Origin of the sequence: Luteimonas fraxinea (genome assembly GCF_021233355.1) — a bacterium.
GTDB lineage: Bacteria > Pseudomonadota > Gammaproteobacteria > Xanthomonadales > Xanthomonadaceae > Luteimonas > Luteimonas fraxinea.
In genome coordinates this window covers 3168794-3190019 of the sequence record NZ_CP089507.1, presented here as the reverse complement: position 1 = coordinate 3190019, position 21226 = coordinate 3168794, and the positions used below count along the sequence as shown (strand labels likewise).

21 protein-coding genes and 1 tRNA gene are annotated in these 21226 nt (G+C 68.7%); 8 read left to right on the top strand and 14 right to left on the bottom strand.

Annotated features, from left to right (window positions below; translation table 11 throughout):
* Positions 1-14 precede the first annotated feature (14 nt).
* Positions 15-428, top strand: a complete 414-nt coding sequence (rnfB, locus tag LU699_RS14365; RefSeq protein ID WP_232136928.1) for an Rnf electron transport complex subunit RnfB — start codon at positions 15-17, stop codon at positions 426-428.
* Positions 429-440: 12 nt separating this feature from the next.
* On the opposite strand, the gene LU699_RS14360 is transcribed toward rnfB, so the two are convergent.
* The 6 genes from LU699_RS14360 to LU699_RS14335 all read right to left on the bottom strand — a co-directional run bounded on the left by LU699_RS14360 (position 441) and on the right by LU699_RS14335 (position 7965).
* A complete protein-coding gene (locus LU699_RS14360; protein WP_232136929.1) occupies positions 441-1526 on the bottom strand; it encodes a TraB/GumN family protein in 1086 nt (361 codons plus the stop codon).
* Between the two features lie 29 nt (positions 1527-1555).
* Complete coding sequence (locus LU699_RS14355) at positions 1556-2503, bottom strand: DUF1684 domain-containing protein (protein ID WP_232136931.1); 948 nt, start codon at positions 2501-2503, stop codon at positions 1556-1558.
* Position 2504: 1 nt separating this feature from the next.
* Positions 2505-4337 carry a DNA mismatch repair endonuclease MutL gene (gene mutL, locus LU699_RS14350; protein ID WP_232136933.1) on the bottom strand — a complete coding sequence of 611 codons (1833 nt, stop codon included), beginning with the start codon at positions 4335-4337 and terminating at the stop codon, positions 2505-2507.
* A gap of 77 nt (positions 4338-4414) precedes the next feature.
* Positions 4415-5872, bottom strand: coding sequence for an N-acetylmuramoyl-L-alanine amidase (locus LU699_RS14345; RefSeq protein ID WP_232136935.1), 1458 nt, complete (start codon positions 5870-5872; stop codon positions 4415-4417).
* A 75-nt stretch (positions 5873-5947) separates the two neighbouring features.
* The gene (gene tsaE / locus LU699_RS14340; protein WP_232136937.1) at positions 5948-6433 is read right to left on the bottom strand and encodes a tRNA (adenosine(37)-N6)-threonylcarbamoyltransferase complex ATPase subunit type 1 TsaE; all 486 of its coding nucleotides are present in this window, start codon (positions 6431-6433) and stop codon (positions 5948-5950) included.
* Positions 6430-7965 (bottom strand): NAD(P)H-hydrate dehydratase, encoded by a 1536-nt coding sequence (locus tag LU699_RS14335; RefSeq protein WP_232136938.1) that lies wholly within the window; start codon positions 7963-7965, stop codon positions 6430-6432. The genes tsaE and LU699_RS14335 overlap by 4 nt, the downstream gene beginning before the upstream one ends.
* Before the next feature lie 29 nt (positions 7966-7994).
* Here LU699_RS14335 and queG point away from each other — a divergent pair, with 29 nt between their 5' ends.
* On the top strand, positions 7995-9077 hold the full coding sequence (gene queG, locus LU699_RS14330; protein ID WP_232136940.1) for a tRNA epoxyqueuosine(34) reductase QueG: 1083 nt from the start codon (positions 7995-7997) through the stop codon (positions 9075-9077).
* A 40-nt stretch (positions 9078-9117) separates the two neighbouring features.
* Here queG and pgi read toward each other — a convergent pair whose 3' ends face one another.
* From pgi to pcnB, 6 genes are all read right to left on the bottom strand, one after another.
* Positions 9118-10647, bottom strand: coding sequence for a glucose-6-phosphate isomerase (gene pgi, locus LU699_RS14325; protein ID WP_232136943.1), 1530 nt, complete (start codon positions 10645-10647; stop codon positions 9118-9120).
* Complete coding sequence (gene panD, locus LU699_RS14320) at positions 10647-11027, bottom strand: aspartate 1-decarboxylase (protein WP_232136944.1); 381 nt, start codon at positions 11025-11027, stop codon at positions 10647-10649. The genes pgi and panD overlap by 1 nt, the downstream gene beginning before the upstream one ends.
* Positions 11028-11141: 114 nt before the next feature.
* Positions 11142-12008, bottom strand: a complete 867-nt coding sequence (gene panC, locus LU699_RS14315) for a pantoate--beta-alanine ligase (protein WP_232136945.1) — start codon at positions 12006-12008, stop codon at positions 11142-11144.
* Between the two features lie 120 nt (positions 12009-12128).
* Entirely contained in the window at positions 12129-12944 is an 816-nt protein-coding gene (gene panB / locus LU699_RS14310) for a 3-methyl-2-oxobutanoate hydroxymethyltransferase (protein WP_232136946.1), read from the bottom strand.
* Between the two features lie 104 nt (positions 12945-13048).
* A complete protein-coding gene (gene folK, locus LU699_RS14305; RefSeq protein ID WP_425491112.1) occupies positions 13049-13543 on the bottom strand; it encodes a 2-amino-4-hydroxy-6-hydroxymethyldihydropteridine diphosphokinase in 495 nt (164 codons plus the stop codon).
* A gap of 40 nt (positions 13544-13583) precedes the next feature.
* Positions 13584-14921, bottom strand: coding sequence for a polynucleotide adenylyltransferase PcnB (gene pcnB / locus LU699_RS14300; RefSeq protein WP_232136947.1), 1338 nt, complete (start codon positions 14919-14921; stop codon positions 13584-13586).
* Positions 14922-15044: 123 nt separating this feature from the next.
* On the opposite strand from pcnB, the gene LU699_RS14295 reads away from it, so the two are divergent.
* Both LU699_RS14295 and fdxA read left to right on the top strand, forming a co-directional pair.
* Positions 15045-15120 (top strand) — tRNA-Glu (locus tag LU699_RS14295).
* A gap of 414 nt (positions 15121-15534) precedes the next feature.
* Positions 15535-15858, top strand: a complete 324-nt coding sequence (gene fdxA / locus LU699_RS14290; protein ID WP_232116506.1) for a ferredoxin FdxA — start codon at positions 15535-15537, stop codon at positions 15856-15858.
* 101 nt (positions 15859-15959) lie between these two features.
* Here the strand turns inward: fdxA and LU699_RS14285 are convergent, their stop codons facing one another.
* Positions 15960-16472: a hypothetical protein gene (locus tag LU699_RS14285; protein ID WP_232136948.1), complete on the bottom strand. Its 513-nt coding sequence runs from the start codon at positions 16470-16472 to the stop codon at positions 15960-15962.
* A gap of 19 nt (positions 16473-16491) precedes the next feature.
* Positions 16492-17394 (bottom strand): 4-hydroxy-tetrahydrodipicolinate synthase, encoded by a 903-nt coding sequence (dapA, locus tag LU699_RS14280; protein WP_232136949.1) that lies wholly within the window; start codon positions 17392-17394, stop codon positions 16492-16494.
* A 217-nt stretch (positions 17395-17611) separates the two neighbouring features.
* Here dapA and LU699_RS14275 point away from each other — a divergent pair, with 217 nt between their 5' ends.
* From LU699_RS14275 to thiD, 4 genes are all read left to right on the top strand, one after another.
* Positions 17612-18178, top strand: coding sequence for a glycine cleavage system transcriptional repressor (locus LU699_RS14275; RefSeq protein ID WP_232116503.1), 567 nt, complete (start codon positions 17612-17614; stop codon positions 18176-18178).
* 83 nt (positions 18179-18261) lie between these two features.
* On the top strand, positions 18262-18744 hold the full coding sequence (locus LU699_RS14270; protein WP_232136950.1) for a peroxiredoxin: 483 nt from the start codon (positions 18262-18264) through the stop codon (positions 18742-18744).
* Between the two features lie 124 nt (positions 18745-18868).
* Positions 18869-20269 carry a PhoH family protein gene (locus tag LU699_RS14265; RefSeq protein ID WP_232136951.1) on the top strand — a complete coding sequence of 467 codons (1401 nt, stop codon included), beginning with the start codon at positions 18869-18871 and terminating at the stop codon, positions 20267-20269.
* An 82-nt stretch (positions 20270-20351) separates the two neighbouring features.
* A complete protein-coding gene (thiD, locus tag LU699_RS14260; RefSeq protein ID WP_232136953.1) occupies positions 20352-21167 on the top strand; it encodes a bifunctional hydroxymethylpyrimidine kinase/phosphomethylpyrimidine kinase in 816 nt (271 codons plus the stop codon).
* The last annotated feature ends 59 nt before the right edge of the window (positions 21168-21226 follow it).

Below are 21226 nucleotides of genomic sequence, written 5' to 3'. Positions count from 1 at the left end.
GCCGAACGCCACGCATGCCGCCGTCTCTCGTCGAACGCCTCGACCGCCTGTTGCCGCAGACCCAGTGCGGCCAGTGCGGTTTCGACGGCTGTCGTCCCTATGCCGACGCGCTGGCGCGCGGCGAGGCCGACGTCGACCGGTGTCCGCCGGGCGGCGATGCCGGCGCACGCGCGCTGGCCCGCGCACTCGAGACCGTCGCGCTGCCGTTCGATCGCGAACGCGGCGAGCACCACGCGTTGCCGCCGGTCGCGCTGGTCATCGAGGCCGACTGCATCGGCTGCACCAAGTGCATCCAGGCCTGCCCGGTCGACGCGATCATCGGCGGTTCGAAGCTGATGCACACCGTGCTCGTCGATGCCTGCACCGGCTGCGCGCTGTGCGTGCAGGCGTGCCCGGTGGACTGCATCGAGATGGTCGCGGCCGCCTAGACGGCCGGCGCGTCAGGTGCCCGGTTCGGGCTGCACCGGTGCAGGTGTCGCAGGCAGCGTCGCATCGGCCGGCGCACAGGCCGAACACACGCGCTCCACCGCATAGCCCTTCGCCGCGAGCTTCTCGACGACACCGTCGGGCCCGACCAAGTGCAGTGCACCGACGACGACGAGGATGTCGCCCTGCTGCTGCAGCATCTGTTCGAGCTTGGGCAGCCAGGCGTCGTTGCGCTCGGTGTTGATGCGCGCGTAGAGCGCGGGAAAACGTGCCTGCATGTCGAGGCCCATTTCCTGCCACAGCGCGTCGGCGTTGCCGGCGCGCCAGGTCCCGTGCAGGGCCTGGATCGATTCAGGACCCGCGCCCGCCTGCTCCAGCGCTTCCTGCAGCATCTGCGTCTGCTCGACGCGGCCCATGCCGTCGAGCAGTTCGATCTGCTGCTGCGCGGATTCCAGACCGGCAGTCGGCGTGCCGGCGGCCTGGGCCTGACGCGCAAGTTGCGCGTCCATGCCCAGCTTCGCCTCGAGGCCGAAGCGGCCGAGTTCGGTGGTCGTCACCAGCAGCGAGACGAACCAGGGCTCGAACAGCTGCAGGTTCGATGCGCCGCCTGCGCCCTGCAGAGACGCTGCATTCGTGTCGGCCCATGCGCGCAGTTGCGTCGCGGTCTGTGCGGGAATTTCGTCGTCGAGCTGGCTGCCATCGTTGCGCAGCCCTGCCTGCATCATCTGCAAACCCAGCGTCGGCGAATGCAGTTCTTCGGGCGCGAGTTCGAATACCACTTCGCCGGCACCGGACACGACGCGCGCGACGTCCTCCGACAGCGGGTAATCCGCTGGCGTCAGGAAGTGGAAGGAGCCCAGCAAATACAACGCGCCATGCTCGCCGCTGACCCGCCACAGCAGCGGCACCGGCGCCGGTGCCAGCGCGCCGTAGCCGATGGCCGGTGTCTCCTGCAGACCGTCGGCCGGCAAGACCACCGGCGACAGCAGAATCGCGGGCGCTTCCAGCGGTGGCAGTTCGGCCTGGCTCGCGCCGCCTGCGAGCAGGCAGATCACCACTGCACACGAGCGGAGGAAACGGATTGGCGTGGCTCGACGCATGCGGGAGCGGTCCTGTTCGGAGTTCGGGGTCATACCGTGGTCGCGGGTACGTAGGTCTTCTCGCCCGCGGGAATCGCGAGATCGAGGCGATTGCCGGCAGGCGGCAGCGGACATGTCGCGAACGCGGTGAACGCGCACGGCGGGTTGTAGGCGCGGTTGAAGTCGATCTGCAGACGACCATCGTTGCCCGGCGCCGGCGCATCGAGATAACGCCCTGCGCTGTAGCTGCCGTGGCCGCTGGTGCGATCGGCGAAGATCAGGAACAGCATACCGTCGCCGCCGTCGATCGCCTGCAGCGTGTAGCGCGTGCCGTCGCGTTCGAAGGCAATCGAGCCCGGCGTCGGCGTGTCTTCAACCATGCCCAAGATGTTGGCGATCGGCAGCGTCGCACCGGCCGCCGCCGGCACGAACTCCGCATCGACCTGCCAGTCGCGCGCGGTCGGCCAGTACTCGATGCCTGTGAAGCGCCGTCGCGTGGGCGCCTCTTCGTGGCGCGCGCGCACGAACGCCGACCCGCCACGTTCAATGATCGTCAGCGCACCTTTGCCGGCGTCGAAGCCCAGCACGCTGGGCGCTGCATCGGCGTCGGTCTGCAGCGACACGCGGCCACGCACCGGCGCGTCGTCGAGCGTCACCGCGACGCCGCGCTCGGGCGTGAACGCATACGCGCCGTTGTCGGATTGCAGCAAGCCGAGCTTGTCCGGCCCCATCGACAGGCGGATGCCGGCCGTCTCACCGCTGCCGATGAAATGCGATTTCAGTTCGATACGATGCAGGCCGATCAGGCTCAGCCAGCCATCGGGCGCGACCAGTTCCGCGCGGCGCGTGTCCTGCCAGACGCGGGTCTGCGCCGAGAACATCACGTCGAGCCGCGCCGCATCCGCGCGCGCGGATGGATCCTCGGGCGCGGACGTCTCGCCGCAGGCGGCCAGCAACGCCACCAGTCCGATCGTGCAGCAGTGGCGCCATCGCAGCATGTCAGCGTCCTCGCAGGAACCAGCGGTCGATCTCGGCGAGCGGAAAATGCGCCCACGTCGGACGACCATGATTGCATTGCCCGGAGCGCTCGGTGGCTTCCATCTGCCGCAACAAGGCGTTCATTTCAGGCACCGTCAGACGCCGGTTCGCGCGTACCGCGCCGTGGCAGGCCATGGTCGACAGCAGTTCGTCACGGGCCGAGCGCACGCGCAGGCTTTCGCCGTGCTCGCGCAGGTCGGTCAGCACGTCACGCAGCAGCGCTTCGGTGTCGCTCTGCGCAAGCAACGCAGGCACGCCCCGCAGCAACAGCGACTGGATGCCGGCGCGCGAGACCTCGAAACCGAGGTCGGCGAGGGTCGCGGATTCGGCTTCGGCAACATCGGCTTCGCGCTCGGACACGGCAACCGTCTGCGGTACCAGCAGCGGTTGCGTGCGCACGCCTTCGCCGTCGTGTGCGGTCTTGAGCTTTTCGTAGCCGATGCGTTCGTGCGCGGCGTGCATGTCGACGACGATCATGCCGTCGGCGGCCTGGCTCAGGATGTAGATGCCGTGCAGCTGTGCGACCGCGTAGCCGAGCGGCGGGACCAGCGTGCCGGCATCGTCGACCGCGGCGTCGGGCGCCATCGGCGACGGTGCCCAGGTGTCGGCACCCGATGCGATCTGCGCCGGCGTCGGCCCGTAAAGGCCGGCGTAGGCCGCACGCGTTTCGTCGACGCGCAGCGCGAGGTTCGGCTGCGGCATCGGTCGCGACCAGTCGGGCATCGACGCGGTACCGGATGCGGGCATGGCGGCGAACGCCGTCATCGCCGCGTCCGCTGGTGCGTGATTCGTCTGCCCGGCGCGGGTATCGGCCAAGGCCTCGTGCAGCGTGCGATAGACGAAATCGTGGATCAGTCGCGCATCGCGGAAGCGCACTTCGTGTTTCGCAGGATGCACGTTGACGTCGACGCGCGTCGGATCGAGTTCGAGAAACAGCACATAGGCCGGCTGGCGACCGTGATACATCACGTCCGCGAATGCCTGCTTCACCGCGTGCGCCACGCTGCGGTCGCGGATTGCGCGGCCGTTGACGTAGAGGTACTGCTGATCCGCGCTCGCACGCGAGTACGCCGGCTTGGCGATCCAGCCGTGCAGGCGCAGACCCGCGGCGCTGTGATCGATGCGCAATGCGTTGTCCGCGAATTCGCGGCCCACGGTTTCGACCAGGCGCGCGCCGGAGAACAAATCCTCGTCGCCCTTGTAACGCCGCGACGCCTTGCCGTTGTGGCTGATGCGCAGTTCGACATCAGGCCGCACCAGTGCCAATGCGCGCAACCATTCCTCGATGTGGCCGAGTTCCGTGCGTTCGGCGCGCAGGAACTTGCGGCGCGCCGGCACGTTGTAGAACAGATCGCGCACTTCGACCGTCGTGCCGCGCGGGTGCGACCGCGGCGTGACGTCGCCGACGCGGCCGCCCTCGACTTCCAGCGCAGAGCCGTGGGTTTCGTCTTCGCGGCGCGAGATCAGCGAGAAGCGGCTCACCGACGCGATCGACGGCAGCGCCTCGCCGCGGAAGCCGAGCGTGGCGACGGCTTCCAGATCATCGAGCGAACCGATTTTGCTGGTCGCGTGTCGCTGCACGGCCAGCGGCAGTTCCTCGGGCGGAATGCCGCCGCCGTCGTCGCGAATGCGGATCAGGCGGACGCCGCCTTCTTCGAGATCGATGTCGACGCGCAGCGCGCCTGCGTCGAGCGCATTCTCGACGAGTTCCTTGACCACGGACGCAGGGCGTTCGACCACTTCGCCGGCGGCGATCTGGTTGACGAGGATGTCGGGGAGCTGGCGGATCGGCACGTGGGCATCGGCGACGCAGGCGCGTCGCGGCAGGAATCAACGTGGATGATACCGGCTCGGACGTCGCGCCCGGCCGATCAGGGGCTGCCGCCGGCCGCCACGCCCGCATCGGCCGCAGCCGCCGCGCGCGCGGCATACAGCGTGCCCGGCGGAGGTTGCGCAGTGAAGTAGGTATTGATGCCGTTGAGCACGGCGCTGGCGAGGCGGCGCTGGTGCGCGGGATCGAGCAGACGCTGCTCTTCCTCGGCATTGGAGATGAAGCCGGTCTCGACCAGCATCGCCGGCATGTCGGCGTTGCGCAGCACCGAGAAGTTCGCGTACTCGACGTTCGCCTTGTGCGTCTTGCCGACGTTGCGCAGGCCCGAGAGCACGTGCGTTGCGGCGTCCTGCGAGGCGCGCATGTGGCCGCTCTGCGCCATTTCCAGCAGCACGTTCGACAGGGTGTCCTGCGACAGCGACACGCCGCCGACCAGATCTGCGCTGTTCTCGCGATCGGCCAGCCAGCGCGCCTGCTGCGACGAGGCGCCGCGCGTGGACAGGGTATAGACCGAGGAGCCGTAGGCCGCGCGGTTGTGCGCGGCGTCGGCATGGATCGACACGAACATGTCGGCCTTGGCCCGGCGGGCGCGCGCTGCACGCTGCGGCAGTTCGATATAGCTGTCGTTCTCGCGCACCAGATGGGCACGCATGCCGGGCGTGGCGTTGATCTGGCGCGCGAGTTCTCGCGAGATCGCCAGCACGACGTTCTTCTCGTGCGTGCCGGCCGGACCGATGGCGCCGGGATCGCGACCGCCGTGACCGGGATCGATCGCGACCACCAGCGGACGCATGCCGGGACCGACCGCAGCGGGCATCGGCACCTGCGGCGCAGGCGCGATCTCGCGCTGCACGGCAGGCGGCGGCGTCGGAATGGGCGCGGGCGGCAGCTGCGTGGCGGGCGCCTGCGCGGTGGCCGTCACAGGCGCAGGCGCGGACGGCGCAGGGCCCTGCTGCGGGCCCATGCTCGAAATCAGCCGCGAGGTCGCATCGTTGGACGCCAGCGAAGGATCGGCTGCAGGCGTCGCCACGGGCGCGGCGCCGGCAGCGGGCGTCGACGCGGTCGACGCAGCGATACGCGCGATCGGATCGGCAGCGCCGTCGCCGGGCCATTCGATGACGAGTCTTGGACCGTCCGGGCTGTCTTCGAGCCGCGGCGGCATCGCCTTCACCGACGAGGACAGGTCGAACACGATGCGTGTGGTGCCGGCCACCGGCTGGCCACTGCGTACGGACTTGATCGTGCCCGCGCCAGCCGGCATTGCCGTCGTCCGCAGGCGGGTGCCGGGCAGATCGACGACCAGGCGGTCGGGATTGGCGAGAGAGATCACCGAATACTCGGCGCGGGCATCGAGTTTGAGTTCGGCGCGGGTGCCGGTGGCACCGGAGCGCACGTCGACCCCGCGCAGCTCGGCGCCGTAAGCGATGTTCCAGCACAGCGCGGCGATCAGGGCGACCGCCAACGCGAGCTGAGACAGATTGATTCCCCGGATGCGCATGGCGGCTAGTCAATCACCGCCTCTGGAACATTGCAAGCCGTTTTCCCTTTCAAATCCGTGGCCTGCAGATCCTTTCTATGGTTTCGGTTCAGGAAGCGTCGACAAACGGGGATCGTCGAGAAGTGCGGCCAGCCAAGCGTTACCGCCCTGCCCGTCGGGCACGAGTTCGACCGAGCGGCCCGCGCCGTCGATTGCCAGGTGGATCTCCAGATCGGCAGGCGCCAGCGCCGCGGCGCCGCGCTCCGGCCATTCGATGAGCCACAGCGCAGCGTCGATGTCGTCGAGCCCGAGAAAATCCAGCTCGCCTGCATCGCCGATCCGGTACAGATCCAGATGCAGGGCCTCACCGCCATCGACCGGATAGCGCTCGACGAGCGTGTAGGTCGGGCTGCGCACCGTGCCAGTCACGCCGAGCGCGCGCAGCCAGGCGCGGGCCAACGTGGACTTGCCGGCGCCGAGGTCGCCCTGCAGGTACACGACGGCGCCGCGCGGCTGATGCGCGGCGAGAAGTTCGGCGAGCAGGCGGGTCGCCGCGTCGTCGGGAAGGTGGCGTCGGATCATGCGTTCGGTTCCGGATTCGCGCAGGCGCGCAGCACGTCGATGAGGTCGCCCGGCAACAGGCCGCGTTCGCCGGACGTGCGCGCGGCGGTATCGCCGGCCACGGCGTGCAGCAGGGCGCCACAGGCGGCCGCGTGTTCGGCGTCGAGTCCCTGCGCGCGCAGCGCGGCGATCACGCCGGTCAGCACATCGCCCATGCCGCCGGTGGCCATGCCGGGATTGCCGGCAGCGATGAGCCACGGCAGGCCGCCGGGCGCGCAGACCAATGTGCCGGCACCCTTGAGCACGACGACCGCATTCCAGCGCGCAGCGAGTGCGCGCACCGCAGCCGGGCGATCGCGCTGGATCGCGGCGGTATCGAGATCGAGCAACCGCGCGGCTTCGCCCGGATGCGGGGTGAGTATCGCGCCTGCCGGCAACGCGCGCGGACGCGCGGCAAGCAGATTGAGCGCGTCGGCATCGAGCACCAGCGGCGTGCCGGCGGCGCTGGATGCGTCGAGCGTTTCGTCGAACAGCGCGTACCCCCAGCTGCCTTGGCCGAGGCCCGGACCGAGCGCGATGACATCCGCAGCATCAAGAGCGCCGGCCAGCGCGGACACGTTGTCGGTACGCCGGACCATCGCCTCGGGCCAGCGCGCGAGCAGTGGCGCGACGTGCACGCCCTGGGTCGCAACTTCCACCAGCCCCGCGCCTGCGCGCAGCGCAGCGCCGGCCGCGAGCAGCACCGCGCCGCCGGTGCCGTGATCGCCGCCGATGCACAGCACGCGGCCGTGGCGGCCCTTGTGCGCATTGCGCGAACGTGGCCGCAGCCAGTGCGCGAGATCGTGCGCATCGATCCGGCGCGCGTTTGCCTGCGCATTCGTGAAGCAGCGCGTGTCAACGCCGAGCGTGTCCAGCGACAGCGCGCCGGCATGATCCGGACCATCGCCGGTCTGCAGTCCGATCTGCGGCGCGAGGAACTGCAGCGTGTGCGTCGCGCGCACGGCAGCGCCCGCCGCGCTGCCGCGATCGCCGGACAGGCCGCTGGGCGTATCCAATGCGAGCACCGGCACGCCCGCGGCGTTGATCGCATCGATCAATGCAGCGGTCGCGTCGTCGGGCGCACGGGACAGGCCGATACCGAACACCGCATCGACGACGACGTCGGCAACCGGCAACGCGCGATCGAACGCAAGGATCCGGCCGCCTGCGGCCTCGAACGCGGCGCACATCGCCTGCGCTGCATCGGTCCGCGGTGCATGCGATGCGAGCCGGACGACGACCGCGTCGCGCCCCGACGCCAGCGCTTGCGTCGCGAGCACGTAGCCGTCGCCGCCGTTGTTGCCCGGCCCGCAGACCACGACGATGCGCCGCGCCTGCGGCCAGTAAGACAGCAACGTGCGCCAACCGGCCTGCCCCGCCCGTTGCATCAGCGTGGTGGCATCACTCGCGTGCGAGAGCGCCGCGGCCTCGATCGCGCGCAGCGCGGTCGCGTCGTACAGCGGGGTGCCCGGCAGCGGAGCGCCGGGCGCAGGCGTGGCACAGGAAGCACTCATCGCGCGGATTCTATACTTCGCGCATCGTGATGCCGTCCGCCGCCACCGCCGCTCCGCCCCCCGCATCGCCTGACGCGCTCGCCGCGCGCATCAAGGCGATCGCGGGCGAGATGGGCTTCCAGCGTTGCGGCATCGCCGGCATCGACCTGCGCGAGGACGAAGCGCATCTGCGCGACTGGCTCGCGCAGGGGCTGTACGGAACCATGGACTGGATGGCACGCCACGGCGACATGCGCGCGCGTCCGGACGAACTGCTGCCCGGCACCGTGCGCGTGTTGTCGGTCGGTCTCGACTACGGCCGCAACGACGACGACAGCGCCTGGGACACGCTCGCCGATGGCAGCCGCGCCTACGTGGCGCGCTATGCGCTGGGCCGCGATTACCACAAGCTGATGCGCAACCGGCTGCAGAAGTTATCGCATCGCATCGCCGAGGAAATCGGTCCGTTCGGCCATCGCGTGTTCGTCGATTCGGCGCCGGTACTGGAACGCGCGCTCGCGCGCAACGCTGGCCTGGGCTGGATCGGCAAACACACCTGCCTGATCGACAAGAACGGTGGCTCGTGGTTCTTCCTCGGCGAGATCTACGTCGACGTGCCGCTGCCGATCGATCCCCCAGCGACCGCGCATTGCGGCAGCTGCGTGCGCTGTATCGACGTCTGCCCGACGCGCGCGATCATCGCGCCGCACCGCCTCGACGCGCGACGCTGCATCGCCTATCTCACGATCGAACACGAAGGCGCGATCGACGTCTCGCTGCGTCCGTTGATCGGCAACCGCATCTTTGGCTGCGACGACTGCCAGCTGGTCTGCCCCTGGAACAAGTTCGCCAAGCGCACCGACGAACCCGACTTCCGTGCGCGCAACAATCTCGACACCGCGAGCCTGGCCGAGCTGTTCGCCTGGGACGAGGACGAGTTCCTGCAGCGCACCGAAGGCTCACCGATCCGCCGCAGCGGACATCGCCGCTGGCTGCGCAATCTCGCGGTCGCGCTGGGCAATGCGCCGACGACGCCGGAGACCATCACCGCGCTGCGCACGCGCCGGAACTCCGGCGATCTTCTGATCGAAGAGCACGTGGACTGGGCGCTGGCGCGCCACGGCGTGGACTGACTTCGCAGGCGCGGGAAGCGCCCGCGCGAACAGCGATCGATCAGCGCGCGCGACGCGCGCGGATCTCGTCCAGCAACGCGCGCGTGACCGGGTCGGCCACCGCCACGTCATCGCCCTGCACCGCCGGCATCAGTTCGCCGGCAATGCGCTTGCCCAGCTCGACGCCCCACTGGTCGAAGGCATTGATGCCCCACAGCACCGACTGCGCGTAGACGCTGTGCTCGTAGAGCGCGATCAACGCGCCGAGGCTGCGCGGATCGAGACGGTCGAGCAGGAACAGCGTCGAGGGGCGATTGCCCGGATACGACTTCTGCGGATCCTCGGCCGAATAGCCGTTGGCCAGCGCTTCGGTCTGCGCGAGCAGGTTCGACAGCAGCGCGGCGTGGTTGTCGGCATGCGGATGCGCAGGATTCACCACGCCAATGAAATCGGCCGGCACGGTCTGCGTGCCCTGGTGCAGCGCCTGGAAGAAGCTGTGCTGCGAATTGGTCCCCGGCCCGCCCCACAGCACCGGCACGGTGTCGATACCGACGGCCTCGCCATCAGGCGTGACCGACTTGCCGAGGCTTTCCATCACCAGCTGCTGCAGATAGGCCGGCAGCAGCGCGAGGCGCTCGTCGTAGGGCAGCACGGCATGCGTGGCGAGGCCGAGCGCGTTGCGGTTCCACACGCCCGTCAGCGCATGCAGCAACGGCAGGTTTTCGGCGATCGGCGCCTGCAGCGCATGCGAGTCCATGTCGGCGGCGCCGGCGAGCAGCGCCTCGAAGCCGTCCATGCCGACTGCGAGCGCGATCGAGAAACCGACGGCCGACCACAGCGAATAACGCCCGCCCACCCAGTCCCACATCGGCAGCACGCGCTCGGGCGCGACGCCGAAGGCTTCGGCACGCGGCACGTTGGCGCTGACCGCATACAGGCGTTCGCTGCCGCCGAGCCAGTCGCGCACGACCGCGCCGTTGAGCAGGGTTTCCTGCGTGCCGAAGGTCTTGGAGACGAGAATCGCGGCGGTCTTCGCCGGATCGAGTTTCGCAAGCCGATGCTGCGCATCGCTGCCGTCGACGTTGGTCAGGAAATGCACGCGGAAGCGACCGGTGCCGAAATCCTTCAGCGCATCGACGACCAGGCGCGGACCAAGATCCGAACCGCCGATGCCGACATTGACGATGTCGGTGACGTCGGACGCTTCGAGCTGCGCGACCAGTTCCGCCATGCGCACGCGCGCTTCGGCCGCCTGCGCATGCGCGTCACGCGCGATCGCGGCGTCAGACAGCGCGGACCGCAGCGCGACATGCAGCGCAGGACGGTTCTCCGAAGTGTTGACGGTGACGCCGTCGAACAGCGCACGGAACGCCTGCGGCAACTCTGCGGCTTCACCGAGTGCGACCAGCGCGTCGCGCGCCTCGCGGTCGAGCCGCTGGCGCGCGAAGCTGGCGTAGAGCCCGCCGATGCGCAGCGCAAAATCGTGCGGGCGCGCCGCATCGGCTTCGACGAGGTCGGCGATGCGCGCCGAATCGAGGCGACGCGCGTGCGGCGCCAGCGCCTCGATGATCCGCCGCGCCGCTGTCGTCATCAGGCGGCCTGTGCGGGAATCGAATCGTTGGTGTGGGTCATGCGGTTGTCGCGGTCCACGTACACCAGCTTGGGCTTGAACTTCGCCACTTCGGCTTCGTCCAGCGCGCCGTAGGCGCAGATGATCACCAGATCGCCCACGCCGGCCTTGTGCGCGGCGGCGCCGTTGACCGAGATGATGCCGCTGCCGACATCGGCGCGGATCGCGTAGGTCGCGAAGCGCTCGCCGTTGTTGATGTTGTAGATCTCGATGCGCTCGTACTCGCGGATGCCCGACAGGTCAAGCAGGCGGCCGTCGATCGCACACGAGCCTTCGTAATGCAGCTCGGCGTGGGTGACGGAGGCGCGGTGGATCTTGGCTTTCAGCAGGGTGAGTTGCATGACGGATGCGGCCGGATCACGGCATCGGACAACGCGGGAAGCCCGCAGGAACCGCGAAGTATAGGGACCATCTGCGGCATCGCAACATCACCGCCTGCCGCGGCGACGGGAGATTCAGCGGGCCGTCGGCGTGCCGTCGATGCTGAATTCGAGGTTGTCGATCAGGCGTGTGGCGCCGAGGCGCGCCGCGGCCAGCGCGACCGCGGCCTGCTGGCCGTCGACATACGGCGCCAGGTCGGGCGCACGCACCTCGACGTAATCGACCACGAAGCCGGCCTCGCGCAGCGCCGCCGCGGCGTTGCCCGCCGCGCCCGCTGCAGTTGCGCCGCCCTGCATGGCGTCGCGAAGTGCGCGCAACGCCGCATGCATCGCCGGCGCACTGGCCCGCGCATCGGCGTCGAGATACTGGTTGCGCGAACTCATCGCCAGGCCGTCGGCCTCCCGGGCGATCGCGACCGGCAGCAGTTCCACCGGAAATGCGAGATCTGCGACCAGATGCGCGATCACCGCCAGCTGCTGGTAGTCCTTGCGCCCGAACGCGGCGACGTCCGGCTGCACCTGGTTGAACAGACGCGCGACCACGGTCGCCACGCCGTCGAAATGACCCGGACGATGCGCACCGTCGAGCACTTCGGTCACGCCCGGTACCCGCACGGTCACCGTGTTGTGCAGGCCCAGGGGATACATCGCCTCCACCGATGGCAGCCACAGCAGATCGCAGCCCGCGGCGGCGAGACCCTGCGCGTCCTGCTCCGGCGTGCGCGGATAGCGGGCGAAGTCCTCGTTCGGTCCGAACTGGGTAGGATTGACGAACACGCTGGCGACCACGCGATCCACGCGCGAGCGCAATGCCCCCACCAGCGAGAAATGACCCGCGTGCAGATTGCCCATCGTCGGCACGAGACCGATGCGCAGGCCCGCGCGCTTCCAGTCGGCGATCCGCGCACGCAGCGCGGCGAGGTCATGGACGGTGTCGATCACGGCGGGTCCGGCAAGGGGGAGGCGTCGATCTTCGCAGATCGGCGACCCCGGGCGTCAGCGCGCACCGCTGCAGGTCATCGCTAGGCGCACGTGCTCGCATGACCGGCCACGACGCTCCGCTTATTTGTACGAGTGTTCCGGCCCCGGGAAGCTGCCGTCGCGCACCGCCTCGATGTAGGCGCGCGCGGCGCTAGCGATCGAGCCGCCTTCGACGAGGAAATCGCGGACGAACTTCGGCCGGCGATGGCCGCTGTCCAGACCCAGCATGTCGTGCAGCACCAGCACCTGGCCATCGCAATCCGGGCCGGCGCCGATGCCGATCGTCGGCACCGGCGAGGCGGCGGTGATTTCGGCAGCCAGCGATGCCGGCACGCCTTCGAGCACGATCAGCGTCGCGCCGGCTTCGGCGATCGCGCGCGCATCGTCGCGAAGCGCCTGCGCCGCGGCATCGTTACGCCCCTGGATCTTGAAGCCGCCGAAACGCAGCACCGATTGCGGGGTAAGCCCGAGATGCGCGCAGACCGGAATCTCGCGATCGACGAGGAAGCGCACGACCTCGCATTTGTTGGGCGTCGCGCCTTCCAGCTTGACCATGCCGGCACCGGCCTGCAGCAGCCGCGTCGACGCGTCGAGCGCGCGTTCGGGCGTCGCGTCGGCTTGGAACGGCAGATCGGCGACGATCAACGCGCGCTGCACGGCACGGGCCACGCAGGCCGTGTGATACGCGATGTCGTCGACGGTGACCGGCAGCGTCGAGCCATGCCCCTGCACCACCATGCCCAGCGAATCGCCGATCAGCAGCAGGTCCACACCTGCGGCATCGAAGGTGCGGGCGAAGCCGGCGTCGTAAGCGGTGAGCATCGCGAGCCGGCGACCGGCGGCGCGGGCCTCGAACAGCGCGGGCACGGTGACCGGCGCGGAAGATGAAGTGTTCATCGCATTAGTGTCGCACCAATGCCGAAACGCTGGTCGCGCGCGCCGGCACCGACGCGTCGAGCGGTGCAGCGCCGCGGATCAGCGAACGACGGCCCGACGCGAGATCAGGGCAGCGCTTCGATGCCGGCGCGATCCACGTGTACGAGCGCATCGGCCGCCGCGCCGATACGTGGAATCACGATGTCGGCGTCGAGTTCCAGCAGCGGCACGAGCGCGAATGCGCGCTGGTGCAGGCGCGGATGGGGAACGGTCAGTCCCGGCAGCGTGATCAACGCGTCGCCATAGAGCAGCAGGTCGAGGTCCAGCGTGCGCGGCCCCCACTGGTCGCCAGCCTCGTCACTGCGGGTGCGGCCGAATAGACGTTCGATATCGAGCAGCGCGTCGAGCAGATCCATCGGTGCGCGGTTGGTGTCGAGCACCGCAACCGCGTTGACGAAATCGGGCTGGTCGGTGCGGCCCCAGGCCGGCGTGCGATACAGCGACGACAGCCGGAGGTCTTTGATATCGGAAAGCGCCGACAGCGCCGCTGCGGCGTCGCGCAGTACCTGCGGCACATTGCCCAGATTGCCGCCGAGCCCGATCCAGGCGCGCACGCTCACGCGCGGGCGCCTGCCTGCACGCCGCGCGCGGCGCGCGGTGTCATCCAGCCGCGGCCGGCGTACGGCGGCGACGGCGACGGCGACGCGGTGCGTCTTCATCGCCACCCGCCTCGTCCTCGCCCGGATACAGCGCGATCGCGTGGTCAGGATCGTGCTGGGCTTCTTCCCAGAACGCGACGTCAGCGGCATGCGCATCGGACGCGGTCTGGCGCAGTACGAGAAAATCGAATGCGGCGCGGAAACGCGGATGCGACAGCGTGCGCGTGACGCGCTTGCGCTGGCGCAGCGGGAAGCGTGCCTGCAGCAGCCAGATTTCCTGCATAGGCAGCGAGAAGCGACGCGGCAGCGCGACCGTCGTCACCTGATGCAGCGTGACGCGATCGGCCGCGCGGCGCTGCGCTTCGACCGGCTGCACGCCGTCGGCCTGCAGCTTCATCCAGGCGCGGCAGAACGCCGGCCACAGCAAGGTCGCGAACAGGAACGCCGGCGACACCGGATCGCCCGCGGCGATGCGCGCATCGGTCGATGCCAGACCCGCGAGCACCATCGCGCGCAACGCGCCGCTGCGGTTGCTGGCGAGAGCGGCCGCTGATTCGGGGAACAGCGCCGGCAGCAGGCCGTGCCGCTCGAGACCTTCGAAACTGGCGACCGCATGCCCGGACAGGAACAGCTTCAGGCATTCCTCGAACAGCCGCGCCGGCGCGGCTTCGGCCAGCAGCGAGGCCAGACGCGGAATGGGTTCCGCGGTGCCGGGTTCGATCGTGAAACCGAGCTTCGCCGCAAGACGCACCGCACGCAGCATGCGCACGGGATCTTCGCGGTAGCGCGTATCGGGATCGCCGATCAGGCGCATGACCCGGTTCTGCACGTCCTCGAAGCCGCCGGTGTAATCACGCACCGAGAAATCGGCGATCGCGTAATACAGCGCGTTGGCGGTGAAGTCGCGGCGCACCGCGTCGTCTTCGATGGTGCCGTAGACGTTGTCGCGCAGCAGGCGGCCGCCGTCGTGGACTTCGCGGTCACCGCTGCCGTCGTCGACGTTGGCGCGGAACGTGGCCACCTCGATGATCTCGCGGCCGAACACGACATGCGCCAGACGGAACCGGCGGCCGATCAGGCGGCAGTTGCGGAACAGCCCTTTGACCTGCTCGGGCGTCGCGTCAGTTGCGATGTCGAAGTCCTTCGGCGTCAGGCCGACCAGTACATCGCGCACCGCCCCGCCGACCAGATAGGCCTCGTGGCCGGCCTCGTGCAGGCGGTACAGCACGCGCAGCGCGTTCTGGCTGATCTGCCGCCGCGAGATGGTGTGCTGGTCGCGCGGAATCGTCCGCAGCTCGGCGGAGATGGCGCTTTGAATCGGAGCGGAATCGGTATGCATCAAGTCTGAAAAAATTCTCAGGCGGCCGTTGCGGCGCCAGCAAGCCTGATATACTAGCAAGCTGCACACGTCTTAGACGCGTTTGCAGACCGGTCGTCCAACCGGAGCCGCTCGCGGCGCCCAGCTCCCTTCGTCTAGAGGCCCAGGACGTGGCCCTCTCAAGGCTAAAACACGGGTTCGAATCCCGTAGGGAGCACCATATCAAAGTCGACAGCCCATGCCGCAAGGTGTGGGCTGTCTGCATTTGTGCCTCCGAAAGCCGGCCAAGCACTAGCAGTCCGCTGACAAGCAGCAGCGCCTCGCCCATGTCGCCTTTCGTCGACCCGCGCGCGCCGCTCGGTCTGGCCGCTCTCGACCAACCCGCCGCAGACCACGCGGCGGCCGCGCTCCCGACACAGGCCTCTGCCGTACGACACGATCCAGGACCAGTAGCGGCTGCGGGTGATCCGAAGCTACGACTTCGGCGCGCGCCACAGGACGGAACACCTGCCCGCCATCCGTCGCGGGCGATGCGCGACACACCATCTCTTCCGCAAATGCGAACACTTCGCACCGGCGCCGCGGGCGCTGCCTTAAACTGCAGCCCGTCATCGCCCCGCCCGATCCGAATTCCATGCCTTTCGTCGTCACCGAAAACTGCATCAAGTGCAAGTACACCGACTGCGTCGAGGTCTGCCCGGTGGACTGTTTCCACGAAGGGCCGAACTTCCTCGTCATCGATCCCGACGAGTGCATCGACTGCACGCTGTGCGAGCCGGAATGCCCGATCAACGCGATCTATCCCGAGGACGACGTGCCGGCGGGCCAGGAAGCGTTCGTCGCGCTCAATGCCGATCTGGCCAAGGCGTGGCCGGTCATCACCACGCGGAAAGACGCGCTGGCCGACGCCAAGGACTGGGAAGGCAAGCCGGACAAGCTGCCGCTGCTGGAGCGCTGATCCGCGCAGCGCGATCGCACTACGAAAAACGGGCGCCGAGGCGCCCGTTTCCGTATCCGGGGGTCGACGACGTCCGAACCTCGGACGCCGCCTGCCCGTCTTTACTGTGCCAGCGCAGCCTGCAGCGCCGCGATCAGACGCGTCGGCGCATCGCCGGTCGCGGCCACGCCTCGCGGATCGACTGCCGAGACCACGGCGCCACCCTGCTGCGATGCCACGCGAACCAGAAACTGGCTGCCGGCGTAGGACACGTCGTAGGTGCCCAGCACCTGCGAACGGCTGTTGACGGTCACACCGTCGGTGGCAGCCAGCGCTTCGCCGACCTGCGCGAACACCGCATCGCGCGCACCGGTGGCGCTGAAGGACACGTTCGAATCGGCCGGCGCCGCTGCCGTGCCCGAGCGGGTCACCGACGTGGTCGCTTCGGGCAGTGCCATCGCACCGTCGGTACGCGGACGGTCGAGATCCGGCGGGACTTCGAGCGGACGGGTTTCCGGGCTCTGCGCGTACAGCGCGTTGTCCTTCTTGAACCAGCGGCAGCCGCTGGTGCCCACGACTGCGACCGCGACGACGGCAATGGCGAGATAGCGCATGGAGGAACGGGGTGGACGCATCGTGGAATCTCCTGGGAAATCAGGCGGCGCGGGCACGGCAGGACGTTTCGAGGTCCGCCGCGAGTCGCGTCGCATCGTCGGCCTGCGCATCATGCGCCTGGGCCAGTGTCGTCAAAGGCAGACGCAGGCCATGGCCGAGGCCCTGTCTGCTCAGCACCGCCTTGACGGGAATGGGGTTGGGTTCGATGCCGCAGAACGTGTGCAGCGGCTGCAGGCGCGCGTCCCAGTCATGCGCAGCGTCGGCCTGACCACTGCGGGCCAGATCGCAGAGCTTGCGGAACGCGCCGGGCACGAGGTTCGACACGACCGAAATGACGCCATCAGCGCCGGCGAGCATCGCGCGCGCGGCGGTCGGATCGTCGCCGCTGAGCACCGCGAAATCCTCGCTCTGCAGCGCGAGCAGCGCCTGCATGCGCTCGACACCGCTGTGCGCTTCCTTGATGCCGACGATGCGCGGATGCCGCGCCAGTTCGGCGACGGTCTCGGGCAGCATGTCGGTGCCGGTGCGACCGGGCACGTTGTAGAGCAGCACCGGCAGGCCGCCGGCATCGGCAACCGCGCGGTAATGCGCGAGCAGGCCTGCCTGGGTCGGCCGCACATAGGCCGGCACGACCACCAGCGCGATATCCGCGCCGAGTTGCGCGAGCCGCTGCGTCGCGGCGATCGTCTTCGACGTCGCCGACAGGCCGGTGCCGGCGAGCACGGGCACGCGGCCGGCAGCCAGTTCGACCGCGCTGCGGACGAGCCAGTCGTATTCATCGTCTTCCAGCGTCGCCGCTTCGCCGGTCGAGCCGGCGACCACGAGTCCCTGCGTGCCCGCGGCGAGCTGCCACTCGACCAGCCGTTTCCACGCCGCGCGGTCGAGTGCACCGGTGGCGTCGAAGGGGGTGGCAAGTGCGGTGATGCTGCCTGAAAGTCGCAAGATGGGAGTCCGATGGGCGGCCGCAGTGCGGTCGCAGAGAAACGTGGAGCCGGGAAACACGCAGTTTGGCCCGGAAAATGCTGGCCGATGTTACTTGCGGCCACGAAGCGCGGGCAAGTATGCTGGCCGCCGCATCCGGCCCTGCCCGGACCGCCGTTCACCCTCCAGTCGCCATCGACCCTCGCAGTCGAACAGATTTTCCGCCGCGGACGCCCCCTTGACCGAATCCGATACCGCTGCCCGGCCCTCGCCGAACGAGAATTACCTGCTGATCAACGCGTACACCACGCATCCGGCGTCGCCGCTGCTGTCTGTGTCGCGTCGTATCGCCGACAGCGGTTGCAACATGGTCGACACGCGTCTGTCGACCGTGGGACGGGACGTTTCGGTCACGGCACTGGCGAACGGTCCGTGGGATGCGGTCGCCAAGCTCGAGGCGATGCTCACGCGCCTGGAGCGCGAGGAAGACCTGAAGCTGGTGTGGTATCGCACGGGCCCGAAGCCGATCCAGTCGAACCTGCTGCCCTACGTGGTGGAAGTGGTCGCCGCCGACAAGGCCGGCATCCTGTTCCAGCTGGCCGACTTCTTCGATCGCCAGGGCATCACGATCGAAAGCCTGCACTCCTCGCGCTATCGCGCGATGCAGACCGGCGCCGACATGTTCTCGGCGCAGATCACGATCGGCATCCCGGCGAACATGCACATCGCTGCGCTGCGCGACGATTTCCTCGAGTTCTGCGACCACCTGAACCTCGACGCGATCATGGATCCGATGAAGTTCTGATCCGATGCGCGCGGACGCTTGCGAAAGCAGGAACACGCGCGCATTGTGATCACGACCGTCGCAATGGAACGCCCGTTCGAACGATGAGCGGAACACGCAAGAAGCTCGCAAAGGCCACCCTGCAGCTGCCACTGGCGCTGTCGGGCGGCGCGAAGGCCACACTGGCCGACCACGCCGGACGCTGGCTCGTCCTCTACTTCTACCCGAAGGATTCCACGCCCGGTTGTACGACCGAGGGCCTGGATTTCAGCGCGCTGTTGCCGCAGTTCCAGGCGCTCGACGCCGACGTGCTGGGCGTCTCGCGCGACTCGGTGAAATCACACGACAATTTCTGCGCCAAGCAGGGCTTCGCGTTTCCGCTGGTCAGCGATGCGGACGAAGCCTTGTGTCGCGCGTTCGACGTGATCCGCGAGAAGAACATGTATGGCCGGACCGTGCTGGGCATCGAGCGCAGCACGTTCCTGATCGATCCCGACGGCCGCATCGCGGCCGAATGGCGCAAGGTCCGCGTGCCGGGCCATGCGCAGGCCGTACTCGACGCACTGCAGGCTGCGCAGTCGCAGTGACGGCCACTTCCGAACGTGCCACTCGCCGTCCCGCATCGCGGGTCACGGCGGCGCGGCCGTGCGTGTGCAACGAAAGCTCCACTCCCGTCATCCCTTTTCAACACGGAACGCCGACACTCCGATGATGACCAAAGGCAAGCGCGTCTACGTTCTCGACACCAACGTGCTCATGCACGATCCCACGGCGCTGTTCAAGTTCGAGGAGCACGATGTCTACCTGCCGATGCAGGTGATCGAAGAACTCGATAACGGCAAGAAAGGCACTACCGAGGCCAGCCGCAATGCGCGGCAGGTCAGCCGCTTTCTCAACGAACTGATCGAAGCGGCGGGCAGCGACCAGATCGCGACCGGCCTGCCGTTGCTGCGTCCGCAGGGCCTGCAGCTGCGCGGCGCGCAGAGCGTCGGCAAACTGCGGTTCCAGACCACGACGCCCAGCGAAGACCCGACCTCGTTCGGCGCAGCCGCGCCCGACAACCGGATCCTCGGCGCGATCCTCGACCTGGTGCGTACCGAGCCGGATTACCCGGTCGTGTTCGTCTCGAAGGACATCAACCTCCGGATCAAGGCGGCGATCGCCGGCATTCCCAACGAGGACTACGAGAACGACCGCGCGCTCGACGATTTCAGCCTGCTCTACACCGGCGCAACGGCGTTGCCGGCGGATTTCTGGACGATCCACGGCAAGGACCTGCGTTCGTGGACCGACAAGGGCCGCACGTATTACGACCTCTCGGTATCGGAAGAAGACGGCTGGTACGCGAACCAGTTCCTGTACCTGCCGGGTGACGAGGAATCCGAGTTCCGCGTAACGAAGGTGGAAGACGGCCGCGCGACGCTGCAGATCGTCGACGACTTCCGCCACAGCCAGCACGCGGTGTGGGGCATCAACGCGCGCAACCGCGAGCAGAATTTCGCGCTCAACGCACTGATGGATCCGGAAGTCGACTTCGTCACGCTGCTCGGCACCGCCGGCACCGGCAAGACGCTGCTCGCACTCGCGGCAGGGCTGGCGCAGACGATGGACCAGCAGCGCTACCGCGAGATCATCATGACCCGCGCGACGGTCAGCGTCGGAGAGGACATCGGTTTCCTGCCCGGCACGGAAGAGGAAAAGATGACGCCGTGGATGGGCGCGCTGACCGACAATCTCGAAGTGTTGACGCACAACCAGGAAGGCGGCAGCTGGGGCCGCGCGGCGACCAACGATCTGCTGGCGTCGCGCATCAAGATCCGCTCGATGAACTTCATGCGCGGGCGCACGTTCCTGTCGCGGTATCTGATCCTCGACGAGGCGCAGAACCTCACGCCCAAGCAGATGAAGACATTGATCACCCGCGCCGGTCCCGGCACGAAGATCGTGTGTCTGGGCAACGTCGAACAGATCGACACGCCCTACCTTACCGAAACGACGTCGGGCCTGACCTACGCGGTCGACCGCTTCAAGAACTGGGCGCACAGCGCGCACGTGACGCTGCGTCGGGGCGAGCGTTCGCGCCTGGCCGACTTCGCGTCCGAAGTGCTTTGACCTCCGCACGACCGGCCGCACACGCGGCCGGTCGATGCGTGCACGCTGCATTCCGCGCCGGGCGCTGTTGCACAATGTGCGCATGACCGATCCGTCCGCGCCCCGCCCGCCTTCCGTGCTCACGATCGCCGGTTCCGATTCCGGCGGTGGCGCCGGCATCCAGGCCGACCTCAAGACCTTCGCCGCGCACGGCGTGCACGGCCTGTCCGCGATCGCCGCGTTGACCGCGCAGCACACCCGCGGCGTCACCGCGGTGCACGCGCCGCCCATCCAATTTCTGCGCGCGCAGATCGACGCCTGTTTCGACGACTTCGACGTGCGTGCGGTGAAGATCGGCATGCTCGCGACCGCGGAGATCGTCGACGCCGTGGCCGACGCGCTGGCGCTGTGTCCCGACGTGCCGGTGGTGCTGGACCCGGTGATGATCGCGACCTCGGGGGCGAAGCTGCTCGACGACGACGCGCTTGGCGCGCTGCGCACACGCCTGATTCCGCGCGCACGCGTGCTGACACCGAATCTGCCGGAAGCCGAACTGCTGCTCGGCCGCCGCATCGCCGCCGGCCCCGACGCCGAAGCCGCACTTGCGGCGCTGCGCGCGCTCGGCGCCCACGGCGTGCTGCTCAAGGGCGGCCATCTCGATGAAGGCGACGAAGTCGTGGATCGCTACGCCGATGCCGGTGCGGCCTTCGCACATCGCGCGCCGCGGCTCGAGATCGACGGCCACGGCACCGGCTGCACGCTGTCGTCGGCGATCGCCGCACGCCTCGCGCTGGGCGACGACGCCGCGACTGCATGCCGCGCCGGCATCAACTACGTGCACCGCGCAATGCGCGACGCCTACCGCCCCGGGCGCAGTGCGGTCAGCGTGCTCGGCCATCTGGGCCCGCTCGCGTCGTGAGCACGGTGGCTGACCGCGTCGAACCACTCGACAGCGGCGACGGCCATCGCTTCGAACTG

Excerpts from the sequence above, each read along its gene's own strand:
- panD (WP_232136944.1), bottom strand. The coding sequence starts at position 11,027 with ATGCAACTCACCCTGCTGAAAGCCAAGATCCACCGCGCCTCCGTCACC.
- tsaE (WP_232136937.1), bottom strand. The coding sequence starts at position 6,433 with ATGATCCGACGCCACCTTCCCGACGACGCGGCGACCCGCCTGCTCGCC.
- pgi (WP_232136943.1), bottom strand. The coding sequence starts at position 10,647 with ATGACGACAGCGGCGCGGCGGATCATCGAGGCGCTGGCGCCGCACGCG.
- thiD (WP_232136953.1), top strand. The coding sequence starts at position 20,352 with ATGACCGATCCGTCCGCGCCCCGCCCGCCTTCCGTGCTCACGATCGCC.
- LU699_RS14360 (WP_232136929.1), bottom strand. The coding sequence starts at position 1,526 with ATGCGTCGAGCCACGCCAATCCGTTTCCTCCGCTCGTGTGCAGTGGTG.
- LU699_RS14345 (WP_232136935.1), bottom strand. The coding sequence starts at position 5,872 with ATGCGCATCCGGGGAATCAATCTGTCTCAGCTCGCGTTGGCGGTCGCC.
- LU699_RS14335 (WP_232136938.1), bottom strand. The coding sequence starts at position 7,965 with ATGAGTGCTTCCTGTGCCACGCCTGCGCCCGGCGCTCCGCTGCCGGGC.
- queG (WP_232136940.1), top strand. The coding sequence starts at position 7,995 with ATGCCGTCCGCCGCCACCGCCGCTCCGCCCCCCGCATCGCCTGACGCG.
- rnfB (WP_232136928.1), top strand. The coding sequence starts at position 15 with ATGCCGCCGTCTCTCGTCGAACGCCTCGACCGCCTGTTGCCGCAGACC.
- panB (WP_232136946.1), bottom strand. The coding sequence starts at position 12,944 with ATGAACACTTCATCTTCCGCGCCGGTCACCGTGCCCGCGCTGTTCGAG.
- LU699_RS14265 (WP_232136951.1), top strand. The coding sequence starts at position 18,869 with ATGACCAAAGGCAAGCGCGTCTACGTTCTCGACACCAACGTGCTCATG.
- LU699_RS14355 (WP_232136931.1), bottom strand. The coding sequence starts at position 2,503 with ATGCTGCGATGGCGCCACTGCTGCACGATCGGACTGGTGGCGTTGCTG.
- LU699_RS14270 (WP_232136950.1), top strand. The coding sequence starts at position 18,262 with ATGAGCGGAACACGCAAGAAGCTCGCAAAGGCCACCCTGCAGCTGCCA.
- pcnB (WP_232136947.1), bottom strand. The coding sequence starts at position 14,921 with ATGCATACCGATTCCGCTCCGATTCAAAGCGCCATCTCCGCCGAGCTG.
- LU699_RS14285 (WP_232136948.1), bottom strand. The coding sequence starts at position 16,472 with ATGCGTCCACCCCGTTCCTCCATGCGCTATCTCGCCATTGCCGTCGTC.
- fdxA (WP_232116506.1), top strand. The coding sequence starts at position 15,535 with ATGCCTTTCGTCGTCACCGAAAACTGCATCAAGTGCAAGTACACCGAC.